The 14,026-nt window shown below is 58.6% G+C and carries 13 protein-coding genes; 10 read left to right on the plus strand and 3 right to left on the minus strand.

What is annotated here, in order from left to right; genetic code table 11:
* The first annotated feature begins 146 nt into the window (after positions 1–146).
* On the plus strand, positions 147–1,064 hold the full coding sequence (panS, locus tag Q9R34_RS20485) for a ketopantoate/pantoate/pantothenate transporter PanS (RefSeq protein ID WP_434124149.1): 918 nt from the start codon (positions 147–149) through the stop codon (positions 1,062–1,064).
* A gap of 26 nt (positions 1,065–1,090) precedes the next feature.
* On the opposite strand, the gene Q9R34_RS20490 is transcribed toward panS, so the two are convergent.
* A complete protein-coding gene (locus Q9R34_RS20490) occupies positions 1,091–2,716 on the minus strand; it encodes a Na/Pi cotransporter family protein (RefSeq protein WP_485896164.1) in 1,626 nt (541 codons plus the stop codon).
* 288 nt (positions 2,717–3,004) lie between these two features.
* Between Q9R34_RS20490 and psiE the strand changes: the two genes are divergently transcribed.
* The 3 genes from psiE (at position 3,005) to ubiA (ending at position 4,894) form a co-directional block, all read left to right on the plus strand.
* On the plus strand, positions 3,005–3,415 hold the full coding sequence (psiE, locus tag Q9R34_RS20495; RefSeq protein WP_033749140.1) for a phosphate-starvation-inducible protein PsiE: 411 nt from the start codon (positions 3,005–3,007) through the stop codon (positions 3,413–3,415).
* Between the two features lie 69 nt (positions 3,416–3,484).
* Positions 3,485–3,997, plus strand: coding sequence for a chorismate lyase (gene ubiC, locus Q9R34_RS20500; RefSeq protein ID WP_434124151.1), 513 nt, complete (start codon positions 3,485–3,487; stop codon positions 3,995–3,997).
* Between the two features lie 30 nt (positions 3,998–4,027).
* Positions 4,028–4,894, plus strand: a complete 867-nt coding sequence (gene ubiA, locus Q9R34_RS20505; protein WP_485896176.1) for a 4-hydroxybenzoate octaprenyltransferase — start codon at positions 4,028–4,030, stop codon at positions 4,892–4,894.
* Positions 4,895–5,128: 234 nt separating this feature from the next.
* On the opposite strand, the gene plsB is transcribed toward ubiA, so the two are convergent.
* Positions 5,129–7,552: a glycerol-3-phosphate 1-O-acyltransferase PlsB gene (gene plsB, locus Q9R34_RS20510; RefSeq protein ID WP_485896178.1), complete on the minus strand. Its 2,424-nt coding sequence runs from the start codon at positions 7,550–7,552 to the stop codon at positions 5,129–5,131.
* Between the two features lie 128 nt (positions 7,553–7,680).
* Here plsB and Q9R34_RS20515 point away from each other — a divergent pair, with 128 nt between their 5' ends.
* From Q9R34_RS20515 to Q9R34_RS20530, 4 genes are all read left to right on the plus strand, one after another.
* The gene (locus tag Q9R34_RS20515; RefSeq protein ID WP_434124152.1) at positions 7,681–8,049 is read left to right on the plus strand and encodes a diacylglycerol kinase; all 369 of its coding nucleotides are present in this window, start codon (positions 7,681–7,683) and stop codon (positions 8,047–8,049) included.
* 106 nt (positions 8,050–8,155) lie between these two features.
* Positions 8,156–8,770 carry a transcriptional repressor LexA gene (gene lexA, locus Q9R34_RS20520; RefSeq protein WP_371242798.1) on the plus strand — a complete coding sequence of 205 codons (615 nt, stop codon included), beginning with the start codon at positions 8,156–8,158 and terminating at the stop codon, positions 8,768–8,770.
* Positions 8,771–8,900: 130 nt separating this feature from the next.
* Complete coding sequence (gene dinF, locus Q9R34_RS20525) at positions 8,901–10,223, plus strand: MATE family efflux transporter DinF (RefSeq protein ID WP_485896167.1); 1,323 nt, start codon at positions 8,901–8,903, stop codon at positions 10,221–10,223.
* A gap of 180 nt (positions 10,224–10,403) precedes the next feature.
* Positions 10,404–10,616 (plus strand): CsbD family protein, encoded by a 213-nt coding sequence (locus Q9R34_RS20530; RefSeq protein WP_033749146.1) that lies wholly within the window; start codon positions 10,404–10,406, stop codon positions 10,614–10,616.
* A gap of 48 nt (positions 10,617–10,664) precedes the next feature.
* Here Q9R34_RS20530 and zur read toward each other — a convergent pair whose 3' ends face one another.
* Entirely contained in the window at positions 10,665–11,186 is a 522-nt protein-coding gene (zur, locus tag Q9R34_RS20535; RefSeq protein ID WP_485896170.1) for a zinc uptake transcriptional repressor Zur, read from the minus strand.
* A 445-nt stretch (positions 11,187–11,631) separates the two neighbouring features.
* Here zur and Q9R34_RS20540 point away from each other — a divergent pair, with 445 nt between their 5' ends.
* Positions 11,632–12,882, plus strand: coding sequence for a conjugal transfer protein TraF (locus Q9R34_RS20540; RefSeq protein WP_485896172.1), 1,251 nt, complete (start codon positions 11,632–11,634; stop codon positions 12,880–12,882).
* A gap of 113 nt (positions 12,883–12,995) precedes the next feature.
* The gene (gene dusA, locus Q9R34_RS20545) at positions 12,996–13,991 is read left to right on the plus strand and encodes a tRNA dihydrouridine(20/20a) synthase DusA (RefSeq protein WP_485896174.1); all 996 of its coding nucleotides are present in this window, start codon (positions 12,996–12,998) and stop codon (positions 13,989–13,991) included.
* The last annotated feature ends 35 nt before the right edge of the window (positions 13,992–14,026 follow it).

A 14,026-nucleotide genomic window follows, 5' to 3' on the forward strand; every position in this document is an offset into this window, starting at 1 on the left:
GCAGTCGATCCCCATTTTCCCTTCTGGCCTCACCTCGCGATAACGAAATGTTATGATCCTGCTCCGCTGGCGCACCCGTTCCTGCGTCGCGTTTCTCTGTGGCAAATCCGCGAAAAAACACAACATACAAAGAAGGAAGTCTGGCTATGCTCGCCAAATTAACCCGCCTGTTTCCGCTGTGGGCCGTGCTGCTCTCGGTGGCCGCCTACTACTCGCCCGGCACCTTTCTCGGCATCGGACCCTGGGTCTCCTGGCTGCTGATGCTGATTATGTTTGGTATGGGCGTTACGCTTAATATCGACGATTTCAAACGCGTGCTGGTGCGTCCGGCGCCGGTGATCGCCGGCACCTTTCTGCACTATCTGGTGATGCCGCTCGCCGCCTGGGCGCTGGCGAAGCTGTTCCAGATGCCGCCGGATCTCGCCGCAGGCATGATCCTGGTGGGCAGCGTGGCCAGCGGCACCGCCTCGAACGTGATGATCTATCTGGCGAAAGGTGACGTCGCGCTGTCGGTGACCATCTCTTCGGTCTCCGCGTTGGTGGGCGTTTTCGCAACGCCGCTGCTGACGCGATTCTACGTCGATACGCATATTCAGGTAGATGTGGTGGGCATGCTGCTCAGCATCGTGAAGATCGTGGCGATCCCGATTAGCCTGGGGCTGATCGTCCATCACAGCTTTAACGGCCTGGTACGCCGTATCGAGCCTTATCTGCCGGCGTTCTCAATGGTATGCATTTTGTTGATCATCAGCGCCGTGGTGGCGGGCAGCCAGAGCTTTATCGGATCGGTCGGCCTGATGGTCATCGCCGCCGTGGTGATGCATAACGCCATCGGGCTGCTGGGCGGCTACTGGGGCGGCAAGCTGTTCGGCTTCGACGAGTCGACCTGCCGCACGCTGGCGCTGGAGGTTGGCATGCAGAACTCCGGGCTGGCGGCGACGCTGGGCAAGCTCTACTTCTCGCCGCTGGCCGCGCTGCCGGGCGCGCTCTTTTCGGTCTGGCACAATCTTTCTGGTTCGCTGCTGGCGGGCTACTGGTCAGGCAAACCGGTCGACAAAAAGTAACAGAGCGGGGGCCGGGCGCCCCCGCTTCACTCCTCGTCCCGCTCGTCGTCCGGCTGCTCCAGCAGCGTATAGGCCACGCTGCACAGCAGCGAATTCAGACGCTTCATATCGCCCAGCAGACCTAGATGCAGCGAGCTGGTTTCAATGCTCTGGACGTTCTTTTGATGCAGCCGCTCGACATGCGCATGCGAAAAACGACGAATCAGAATGCGGAAGCGGTGCTTGGCGCGGCGCAGCCGTTTCGCGCTGGTGACGTCGCGCGAGAGAAACACCGACAGGCTGAGGCGCAGGTTCGCCAGCAGCTGCTCATGCAGCGTCTCTAACTCCCTGATGCCCTCCGCCGAGAAGGCGCGACGCGGCGTCAGCGCCTTATCCGCCACGTCGCCGCTCATGCGTTCGATAATGTCGCCCGCCTGCTCAAGATTGAGCGACATCTCAATAATTTCACCCCAGCGGCGCGAATCCTCCTCCGACAGATCCTCTTTCGGCATGCGCGCCAGATAGAGCTTGATGGCGGTATAGAGCACGTCCACGTCATCATCCAGCCGCCGCACCGTGCGCTCTTCGCGCACTTCGCCGTGCACCACTTTATTAAACGCCTCCAGCATCATCTCCAGCACGTCGCCGATGCGCAGCGTCTCGCGCGCGGCGTTGACCAGCGCCAGCGTCGGCGTATCCAGCGCGCTGCGGTCGAGATGGCGAGGCTTCATCGCCATCTCCGCCTCAGCATCGTCGCCAATAAGGCGGGTGCAGAGCCGCGCCATCGGGTCGGCAAAGGGCACCATAATCAGGCAGCGGATCAGGTTGTAGAAGACGTGAAAGAAGATCACCAGCTCTTCGTCGTTGACCGGCATCTTATCCAGCCAGGGGGCCAGCAGGTTGATAAAGGGCAGCACCGCCAGCGATCCGAGCAGTTTGAACAGCAGGCTGCCGAGCGCCACCCGCTTACCGGCGGCGTTGGAGCCGCTGGCGTTCAGCATTGCCAGCAGGCCGCTGCCGAGGTTGGCGCCGATGACCAGACAGAGCGCCACTTTGAACGAGATGACGCCTGCGGCGGTCAGCGTGGCGGTAATCAGCACCGCCGCCAGGCTGGAGTAGCTGATAATGGCGAAGACCGCACCGATGAGCGCATCCAGCAGAATATCGCCGGTCAGGCTGGAGAAGAGCACCTGCACCCCAGCTGCCTGCGTAATCGGCCGGGCAGCGCTGACAATCAGCTGCAGCGCCAGCAAAATCAGCCCGAGCCCGATGCTGGCGCGGCCCATCTGGCCGATGCGCGTCTGCTTGCGCGACAGGAAAAAGACCACGCCGAAGAAGATAAACAGCGGCGACAGCCAGGAGAGATCGAAGGTCAAAATACGCGCCATGATAGCGGTGCCGACGTCGGCGCCCAGCACCACCACCAGCGCAGGCGTCAGGCCCATCAGCTTCTGCGCCACAAACGAGGTCGCCAGCAGCGTGGTGGCGTTACTGCTCTGCACCAGCGTGGTTACGCCGATACCCGCCAGAAAAGCCATGGGTTTCTTTTCGATGCTGCGGCTGAGCACGCGGCGCAGGTCGGCGCCGAAGACGCGCATAATGCCGGAACGCACGATATGGGTGCCCCATACCAGCAGGGCAACGGCGGAGAGAAGATTAAGCAGGGTCAACACGTCATGCCACTCCATAACCGTCAGGCTAAAAAGCAGCAGAGAGCCAGCCTGACGGAAAAAGCAATCTGCAAAACGAACGGTCAGACGGGCGCAATTTTTCCTGAATTTTAAGCGACCTGCGTGCGCTGCCGACCTTTTAACTGTAGACCAGTTCGCTGAGTCGAGAAGAGAAACGATGCTGGATTGTTGTTTGCAGTAGCAAGGGAGGCGCGGGCGGTATCTTGTGATCGATATCACATTACAGCATGATGGCGATTCTTTACTAACAAGGCATTATCGAGGCAAATCATGAACGTTAAACCCACTGGCGGTCAGTACATCGCACTGGCGCTGCAATGGGTGCTGAACCTGGGACTGCTGGCGCTGGCGGTTATTCTGGCGGTGTTTCTGGGCAAAGAGACCCTGCATCTTGCTAACGTGCTGTTGAACGTTGGGGAACAGGCCTCCTCTTATCTGTTGATTGAGGGGATTGTGATCTATTTCCTCTACTTTGAATTTATCGCGCTGATCGTCAAATACTTCCAGTCCGGTTATCACTTCCCGTTGCGCTATTTTGTTTACATCGGCATTACGGCGATCATTCGGCTGATTATCGTCGACCATAAAAATCCCTTCGATACGCTCTGCTATTCCGGCGCCATCCTGATTCTGGTGGTGACCCTGTGGCTGGCGAACAGCAACCGCCTCAAGCGCGAATAAGCGTCGCCAGGTGTGCCCGCCGCGCCTCTGCGCTACACTGTTGCCCTCAAAATTGACGGGAGTGGTGATATGTCGCAAGAGGCGCTCAGCTTATTACGCGCGCTCAACTGGCTGCCATCCACGCATCCGACGCTGACTGCGCCGCTGCTGGACTGGCTAATGGAGGAGGACTCCATGACGCGCCGCTTTGAGCAGCACTGTCGGCAGGTGACGGTGCGGCCGATGCGCGAAGGCTTTATCAACGCCGATGAGCTCACCGACGAAAGGGCGCTTCTGCCGGACGATGCGCGCTTCTGGCTGCGCGAGATCGTGCTGTGCGGCGATGACGAGCCCTGGCTTATCGGCCGCACGCTGGTGCCGGAGAGCACGCTCAACGGCCCGGAGCTGATGCTGCAACAGTTGGGCACGCGACCGCTTGGCCGCTATCTCTTCTCCTCTTCAACCTTAAGCCGCGACTTTATCGAACCGGGCAACATCGGCGCACTCTGGGGACGTCGCTCGCGCCTGCGGCTGTCAGGCAAGCCGCTACTGCTAACCGAACTGTTTTTACCCGCCTCGCCGCTCTATCGCGACCTGGCCTGAGGATGACTAAACGTGGAAAAAAGCGTACAGATGAGCAAGTTTCAGGCCTATAGCCGCCTGATGCGTATTGATAAACCGATCGGCACGCTGCTGCTGCTGTGGCCGACGCTGTGGGCGCTCTGGCTGTCGGATATGGGCGTGCCGCCGCTGCCGGTGCTGGTGGTGTTTGTGCTCGGCGTGTTTGTGATGCGCGCAGCGGGCTGTGTGATTAACGATTTTGCCGACCGCAAGGTCGACGGCTTCGTGAAGCGTACCGCGGGGCGTCCGCTGCCCAGTGGCGCGGTCAGCGAGAAAGAGGCGAAAATCCTGTTTGTGCTGCTGGGCTTGCTGGCGTTCGCGCTGGTGCTGACCATGAACCTGATGACGATTCTGCTTTCGCTCGGCGGGCTGGCGCTGGCCTGGTGCTATCCCTTTATGAAGCGCTATACCCATCTGCCGCAGGTGGTGTTAGGCGCGGCGTTCGGCTGGGCAATTCCAATGGCCTGGGCTGCGGTTAGTGAGTCCTTACCATTAGAATGCTGGCTGGTATTCCTGGCAAACATCTGCTGGACCGTCGCCTATGATACGCAGTACGCCATGGTCGACCGCGACGATGATATCAAGATTGGCGTCAAATCAACGGCGATTCTTTTCGGACGTTACGACAAGCTGATTATCGGCCTGCTGCAGCTCGCAACGCTGGGTCTGCTGGCGCTGGTGGGCCTGCTGATGCAGCTTAACGCCTTCTTTTACTGGTCGCTGCTCGGTGCAGCCGCGCTGTTTCTCTACCAGCAAAAGCTAATCGTTGGCCGCGAGCGCGACGCCTGCTTTCAGGGCTTCCTCAACAATAACTATGTCGGCCTGATGGTGTTTATCGGCGTAGTGCTGAATACGCCGCCGTTTAGCCAGCTGTTTTAACAGCAAAAGGCGACAAATTTGTCGCCTTTTGCGTCTGCTGGCAAGGTGCCAGCGCGGGAGAGAGGGCCCGATCGCAAAGACGCAAAAAGCGGCATCCCTGCCGGCTCGGCCCGCGACATCCTTGTCGCGGGACGCTTTGCTCTTCGGTCCCTCTCTCCCGCTTATCAACCCGTGGAGCTGCCTGAAAAAAAGGGCGACATCTCTGTCGCCCCTGGTTTTTGCGCCCGCGGCGGGCTACTCGTGCGCCACCGCGCTTTCGATGGTCAGCCGCACGTCGCTGGTCACCAGGTCGGCCAGAATATGCCAGGTTGCCTGCGTACGCTCGACGTCGGCGTCGCCGGTGTCGCTGATATACCCCTCGTCGCGCAGCGTCAGCACCAGCGTGGTAAACACCGCCTTATCGAAAAACTCCGGCGCATTGATGCCGTGCAGCACCGAAAGACGCTGCGCCAGCATACGGCTCTCTTTCTCCAGCGTGCCGCGGTTGATGGTTGGCTTCGCGCTGAGGATCGAGAAGGTGATGGCGAAACGCTGCAGCGTCTCGCGGATGCCCGCAGCCAGCAGCTGCAGCGTGCGATAACGCGCGGCGGTGTGGCGCATCTGGCCATCCTGCAGGGTAATCAGCCCCTGACGCGCCAGCTCCTGACAGAGGGCGCTCAGCAGCGCCGGCAGCGCGTCGATTTCCCAGCGCAGGAACAGCTCGCTTTTCAGCATCGGGTAGATCAGCCGCACCTGTCGCAGCAGCTCGCCTTCACTCAGGTTTGGATGCTGCTGAATAATGGCGGCGATCAGCGACGGCATCACCAGCATATGGTGAATATTGTTGCGGTAATAGGTCATCAGCACCGCCTGCTCGCGCGGCAGAATGATGATATCGCCGATATTGTCCTGCTCGGTTTCGAACTTATTCATGCTCATGGCATGGTTTAGCAGCGCTTCCGCTGACAGTGGCGGCACGGTCGATTCCGGAGAATAGGGCACGTTGCGCAGCAGCTCGGTATAGCACTCCAGCTGCTCAATCAGCTGCTCGCGGGTTAGCGAGCGCTGACGTGAGGCGAGCAGCGCGGTCACGCACAGGTTCATGGCGTTGGCGGCGCCTGCCTCATTGATGCGTACCATCAGGCGCGCCGCAATATCGTTCACCGTTGGCGTCAGCCAGCTGGGACGCTGCGGTTCAATCGGGTCAATGGCGTCGCGCCATTCTGGCACCTGCTTATTGAGGTAGTTCACCAGCGGCAGCGGTTCGCCAAAGTTAACGTAGCCCTGGCCCAGATTGCGCAGCTTACGCAGGCCGCGCACCATCTGCATAAAGCCTTCTTTCTCTTTTGCCGCGCCGCGCAGCTCTTTGGCGTAAGTGCCCACTTCCATGACGTGCTCATAGCCGATATAGATCGGCACCAGCGTAATCGGTCGCTTGCCGCCGCGCAGCATCGCCTGCAGCGTCATCGCCAGCGTGCCGGTTTTCGGATCGAGCAGACGACCGGTACGTGAGCGCCCACCCTCAACGAAATATTCGACCGAGTAGCCGCGGCTGAAGAGCTCGCCGAGATATTCACGGAACACGGTGGCGTAGAGTTTATTGCCTTTAAAGGTGCGGCGGATAAAGAACGCGCCCAGGCGGCGGAAGATCGGGCCGGCTGGCCAGAAATTCAGGTTGATGCCCGCGGCGATATGCGGCGGCACCAGACCCTGGTGATACAGCACGTAGGAGAGCAGCAGGTAATCCATGTGGCTGCGGTGGCAGGGCACATAGACAATCTCATGGCCATCTTCCGCCAGCTGGCGTACGCGTTCGCCGCCGTTGACGTTGATGCCCTGATAGAGACGGCTCCACAGCCAGCCCATCACGCGATCGGTGACGCGTATCGCCTCATAAGAGAAGTCTGCGGCGATCTCCTCCATCATTTCGACGGCGTTCTGCTGCGCCTTCTCATGGGAAAGCTTTTTACTGCGCGCCTCGTCTTCCACCGCTTTTTCAATCGCCTTGGACTGCAGCAGCTTGTTGAAAAGATCCTGACGCGCTGGCAGACGCGGGCCGACTGCGGCTAATCGCTGGCGGGCAAAATGAATTCGCGCCACGCGCGCCAGTTTCTGCGCAATCGATTTATCGGTGCCGTGCTGCGTCGCCATCCAGCGCAATGAAACCGTTGGGGAAAAGCGCACAAAGCTGTCCCGGCCGTGCCAGATAATGGCGAAAAACTTCTCAACCCCGTTAAGCTCGCGCAGATGTGGCGTATCGTCACCCTGAACCTCGCGGCCAGGCGCGCGGCCGAACATCACCGATACCGGCAGCATCTGAATATCGAGCTGAGGATTGTTGCGATGCAGATCGAGGTACTCGTGAAAAATTTTCACCGATTCCGTATTCGGCCCAAAATGGGGAAATACGCGCGGGCCGTCGTGGATAAACACGTGGCGCGGCAGCAGCGCACCGTCAATTTCCAGCGGCGAGAGCGGATCGGGCAAATTATGCTTCAGACACTGCTGGCGCAGCGTCAGCAAATCCGCCTTGGAATCGTATGGCAGCACGTACATAATCGGCCGCGTCGGATCGAGTCCGTGTTCGGAAACGGGATCGCCCGGAATAGCCTTCGTTTTTACCAGAATAGAAAGTGGTAAATTCAACAATTTATAATAAAGTTTACGCCAACCTGACATAGACAACATGAAGCCTCTTGTTAGCAAAGCGCCGCAAGCATATCAGAAAGTGCTGCGAAGATCTGTGGTGGTGCCAAACGCACCTGGCCCAGACATTGACGTCAAACAACTAAAAGGGTTCCCTCGCAATGGCAAGTCATACCACCGGTTTACTCAGGATAGTGAAAGCGGCAGGCTACTCGTGGCAAGGGCTACGCGCCGCCTGGCAGCATGAGGCCGCGTTTCGTCAGGAAGCCACGGCCGCCCTTGTCGCGATCGCGATCGCCTGCTGGCTGGATGTCGACACCGTCGCGCGCATTCTGATGATCGGCTCGGTCGTGCTGGTGATCATTGTTGAGATCCTTAACAGCGCGATTGAAGCGGTAGTTGACCGTATCGGCCAGGAGCGTCATCCGCTGGCGGGGCGGGCGAAAGATATGGGTTCCGCCGCCGTCTTGATCGCTATCATACTGGCACTGTTTGTCTGGATCGCGCTGCTCTGGACCCATTTGCGATAGCCTTTCCATTATTGCCCAAACGGCTGTTATTTCCCTGGGTTTTGGTTTTCATTTCACCAATACCTGTATATACTCACAGCGACTGTATAAACAACCAGGGGGCGGGATGAAAGCATTAACCACCAGGCAGCAACAGGTTTATGACCTGATTCGCGACCATATCAACCAGACGGGCATGCCGCCAACGCGTGCGGAGATCGCCTCGCAGCTGGGGTTCCGTTCCCCTAACGCCGCTGAAGAACACCTCAAAGCGCTGGCGCGTAAAGGCGTTATTGAAATCGTTTCCGGCGCATCACGCGGCATTCGCCTGCTGATGGAAGAGGAAGAGTCCAACGGCCTGCCGTTAATCGGCCGCGTCGCCGCCGGTGAGCCGCTGCTGGCGCAGGAACACATTGAAACCCACTATAAAGTTGACCCCGACCTGTTTAAGCCTTCTGCTGACTTCCTGCTGCGCGTCGCCGGTATGTCGATGAAAGATATTGGCATTATGGATGGCGATCTGCTGGCGGTGCATAAAACGCAGGATGTGCGTAACGGTCAGGTTGTGGTGGCGCGCATTGATGATGAAGTCACGGTAAAGCGCTGGAAAAAGCAGGGCACTGTGGTTCATCTGCTGCCGGAAAACAACGACTTCGAACCGATTGTCGTCGACACTCGCACGCAGTCGCTGACCGTCGAAGGTCTGGCGGTAGGCGTAGTGCGCAACGGCGAGTGGCTCTGACCGCTGGCCTTCAGACGCCTGTATCCCTTCGTCAGGCGTCTGTACGATAATCTTTTCACGCGCCTCCTGTGGCTGACGCCGCGCCGGGGCCGCCTCGCTTCTTTTTACGTTTTCAGGCATGGACCGGCTGATGCGTCTCTTCTCTGCTGACGATCGACAACTCTGGCGGCTGGCGCTGCCGATGATTCTTTCCAATATCACCGTGCCGCTGCTTGGCCTGGTGGATACCGCCGTTATCGGCCATCTCGACAGCCCGGTTTATCTTGGCGGCGTAGCGATTGGCGCGACCGCGACCAGCTTCGTCTTCATGCTTTTACTCTTTCTGCGCATGAGCACCACCGGCATCACCGCGCAGGCTTTCGGCGCACGCGATACGCAGGCGCTGGCGCGCGCCCTGACGCAGCCGCTGCTGATGGCGCTGCTTGCGGGCCTGCTGTTTATCCTGCTGCGCGAGCCGCTTAGCGTGCTGACAGGTCGGCTGGCGGGCGGCGATCTACAGGTGCAGGCGCAGGCCGCCATCTTTATCAATATCCGCTGGCTTAGCGCACCGGCGACGCTGGCGAACATGGTGATCCTCGGCTGGCTGCTGGGCGTGCAGTACGCCCGTGCGCCGGTCGTGCTGCTGGTGGTAGGCAACGCGGTCAATATTCTGCTCGATCTCTGGCTGGTGCTCGGGATGAAGTGGGGCGTGGCAGGGGCAGCGAGCGCCACGGCGCTGGCCGAGTATGTCACGCTGGCGGTCGGACTGGCGATGGTGTGGCGCGTGCTGAAGCTGCGCGGCATCTCGATTGCGATGTTAAAAGCGAGCTGGCGCGGGGATATCAGCCGCCTGCTGCGCCTCAATCGCGACATTATGCTGCGCTCGCTGCTGCTGCAGCTCTGCTTTGCTTCACTGACGCTTATTGGCGCACGGCTGGGGCCGGAGATTGTCGCCGCTAACGCCGTGCTGCTGATGTTCATCACCTTTACCGCCTATGCGCTCGACGGCTTCGCTTATGCAGTGGAAGCTGTCTCTGGCGAGGCCTATGGCGCACGCGATGGAGAACGGCTGCTGTCGGTATGGCACGCTGCCTGCCGACAGGCGGGTATGGTCGCACTGGCCTTTGCGCTCATCTACGCGGCGAGCGGCGACGCTATTGTGTCGATGCTGACGTCGCTGGATTCCCTGCGGCAGCTGGTAGATCGCTATCTTATCTGGCAGATCGTTCTGCCGCTGGCGGGCGTATGGTGCTATCTGCTGGACGGCCTGTTTATCGGCGCAACGCGCGGACGCGAAATGCGTAACAGTATGGCGATGGCCGCGCTTGGCTACTTCCTGACGCTGCTGACTCTCCCCTGGCTAGGCAATCACGGCTTATGGCTGGCGGTAACGGTTTTTCTTGCGCTGCGTGGCGTTTCGCTTTGGTTGATCTGGCGGCATGAATGGCGCTTAAACCGCTGGTTTCAAAGTTAATTTATGCGCACTGCGCCAGTCGTAGTGCGCTGCGCCTGACAGATTATTCTGTATTTAGCCGCCACTTGCCGATTCGTCTACTATAATTATCTTACAACAGCGCGATACAGCAGCGCTTTGTATTGTCGTACTGCCGCTATGCGGTGGTATGTAAAACTAAGGATGACGTGGAGGTCTAAAATGAATAAAGACGAAGCGAGCGGTAACTGGAAGCAGTTCAAAGGTAAATTCAAAGAAAAATGGGGCAAGCTGACCGACGATGACATGCAGGTTATCGAAGGCAAACGCGATCAGCTCGTCGGCAAAATTCAGGAACGCTACGGTTACGCTAAGGATGAGGCAGAGAAAGAAGTCTCAGACTGGGAAACCCAGAATAAAGATTACCGCTGGTAATCTCCTCGCTCAGGATTCACCTTAGCGATCGGCACAGGGATGTGCCGCTTACCCTCTTTTTCCGCGCTTTTTCCCTTCAGACTCATGATCGTGACTGCAGCTATCCTGATGCGTACAGGCCTCGACTTCCGCACAGCGTGTACAGAGACCATGCGCTTCAATCACGCTGTGCCGTAGCGTAAAGCGTGCCTCGCCAGCCAGATCGGCGATGATATTCTCGACGCCCTCCGCCTGCTTTTCCGTGACTGCCGCGCAGCGCTCGCATATCAGCATCACCGAAGTATGTGCCGGTGCCTCGAAGTGATGGCAAACCACGTAGCTATTGTTCGACTCCACGCGATGGATAAATCCCTGTTCCAGTAAGAAATCGAGCGCGCGATAAACCGTCGGCGGTTTTGCCTGCGGCTCGCTGGCGCGTAACTGATCCAGCAGGTCGTAAGCGCTAATCGATCCATGTTGCGCCGCCATCAGACGTAACACCTCAGCGCGCTGCGCGGTCAGCCGCACGCCGCGTTGCAGGCAGAGCTTTTCCGCCTGCGTCATGATTTTTTCTGGCGTCATTGTCGACATGGTGATTCTCCGCTGAAAACGAGATGTTATCTTATCACAGCAGACGCACTTGCGCTTTGGTTGCGCGCGTTCAGCCTAATCCCTGTCATGATCTATTAATATCAATGCATTAGGCTGGCAAAGGGTAGATAACGTTCTCTCAGTGATGCTAATCAGTGCCACCCTCATTGAGATATTAACTCACAAAAATAGCGTTTTACTTTACAACTCACCAGGTTAAGCACTAATGTTCATGAGGCCTTAAGCAACGGCTGGCCTTAATATCCTTTTTGACTACCCCGCTAAATAATAAAAGCGCCGATTTGTAGCTAAAACATCCAATTCGGCGAATAACAGTGCTGTTTCGACTCAATTCACAGCAATGAACCGTTAGCCAGGATTCACAATAGCGCTAACGACAAATTCCGATGATGAATGTTTTCCTGATCAAGGTGATGGCAGACAAATGGCGAACAAAATTTCCCGGCGCTCTGCGCTTTTATATCCTGCTGTTTTAAACGCGCTCTTTATCTCTTCTTCTGCGATGGCCGCGGGGACCTGGTATGACGCGCGCAACGATGCGATGGGCGGTACCGGCGTTGCCTCCTCTAAGTGGAGCTCCGCCGTGCTGGCGAACCCGGCGCTGATGACGCGTGCGCAGCCGGACGATAACGTCGGCATTATTTTTCCTTCTGCTGGCCTGCAGATTACCGATAAAGACAAGATGGTCGATAAGGTTGATGACATCAGCGACACCGTTGACCGCTATCGTGGCGTCATCAATGGCCTGACCTTCCGTGACTTCCTTAACGGCTATCCGCAGCTCAAAACGGCGTCGCGAGACGTGGCGAACCAGCTGCGCGACCTGCGCGGCAATAAGGCCAACGGCACGGCGGGCGTTGCGCTGGCGGTAACCGTTCCCAACGAAACGCTGCCCTTTGCCTTTATCACCAAGGCGTACGGCACGGTGCACCTGCGCGCCAACGTGGCGCAGAGCGACATCGCCTATCTCGACGGCGTGGCGAACGGTACCGTGATCCCCGTACCGGGCGACCAGAATAATCTGCGCTCCAGCGCAAACGGACTGGCGGCGCTGGTCACTGACTACGGCATCGCCGTTGCGCACGAGTTCAGCGTGGCGGGGCATCCGGTTTCGATCGGCGTCACGCCGAAGATTCAGAAAACCTGGCTCTATAACTACACCGCCAGCATCTACAACTACGATAAAAACGACCTCAACGGCAGCCGCTACCGCAGCGATAACACCGGCTTTAACGTCGACGCTGGCTTAGCGACGCCGCTGAGCGACAGCTGGACGCTGGGCGTCACCGGACAGAACCTGGTGTCGCGCGATTTGAAAACGAAAGAGACTAACGGTTATCGCGACACCTATCAGATCCGTCCGCTAGTGACCTCTGGCCTGTCGTGGAACAGTGGACCTTTTACCGCGGCGCTGGATGTCGATCTTACCGAAACGAAACGCTTTAAATCGGAAGAGAGCAGCCAGTACGCTGGCGTCGGCGGCGAATACCGCGTGCTGGACTGGCTGGCGCTGCGCGCTGGCTACCGCGCAGATATGAAATCCAACGACGAAAACGTCTTCACCGCCGGTTTCGGCGTGTCGCCGTTCAACAACGCGGTGCATCTGGATCTGGCAGGTTCGGTCGGCGACAACAATACCTGGGGCGCAATGATGCAGCTCGGGTTTAACTTCTGATCGGCCGATTCGCAGCCGTCCTTAGGCCGGGCGACGCAGAGTCGCCCGGCACCTTGTTAATGTGCTATCATTGCGCAGATTATCATCACCCTTATACGGATTTTCTGCGCTTCATGAGCAATTCTTTCTCCCCGCAACGTTTTTCCATCGCGCCGATGCTCGACTGGACCGACCGACACTGTCGCTATTTCCATCGTCAGCTGACCGGCGACGCGCTGCTCTACACCGAAATGGTGACCACCGGCGCCATTATTCACGGCAAGGGGGACTACCTGGCCTACAGCGAGGCGGAACATCCGGTCGCGCTGCAGCTTGGCGGCAGCGACCCGGCAGCGCTGGCGCAGTGCGCGAAGCTGGCGGAAGAGCGTGGCTACGATGAGGTCAACCTCAACGTCGGCTGCCCCTCCGATCGCGTCCAGAACGGACGCTTCGGCGCCTGCCTGATGGCGGAAGCGTCGCTGGTGGCCGAGTGCATCGACGCCATGCGTCAGGTGGTGTCGATTCCGGTGACGGTAAAAACCCGCATCGGCATCGACGAGCAGGACAGCTACGCATTTTTGACCGATTTTATCGGCACCGTCGCGCAGCGCGGCGGCTGTGACACTTTTATCATCCATGCGCGTAAAGCCTGGCTTTCCGGCCTGAGCCCGAAAGAGAACCGTGAAATTCCGCCGCTCGACTATCCGCGCGTCTATCAGCTAAAGCGTGATTTCCCGCAGCTGACTCTCGCCATCAACGGTGGCGTAAAGTCGCTGGAAGAGGCCAAAACGCATCTTCAGCATCTCGATGGCGTGATGATGGGACGCGAAGCCTACCAGAATCCGGGCCTGCTGGCGCAGGTCGATCGCGAGCTGTTCGGCCGTGACGCGCCAGCCGCGGATCCGGTTGCGGTGGTACGCAGCATGTATCTCTATATCGAGGCGGAACTGGCGAAGGGCACCTATCTTGGCCACGTTACGCGCCATATGCTCGGCCTGTTCCAGGGCATTCCTGGTGCGCGTCAGTGGCGTCGCCATCTGAGTGAAAACGCGCATAAGCCGGGTGCAGACGTACGCGTGCTGGAAGCGGCGCTGGCGCTGGTAGCAGATAGGATCCCGCAGGAAGCCTGACCCTTTGTGGGAGCAGAAAAAGCCAGCCTGAGCGC

The sequence above is a fragment of the Enterobacter sp. BRE11 genome, assembly GCF_031844285.1.
Taxonomy (GTDB): Bacteria; Pseudomonadota; Gammaproteobacteria; order Enterobacterales; family Enterobacteriaceae; genus Pantoea.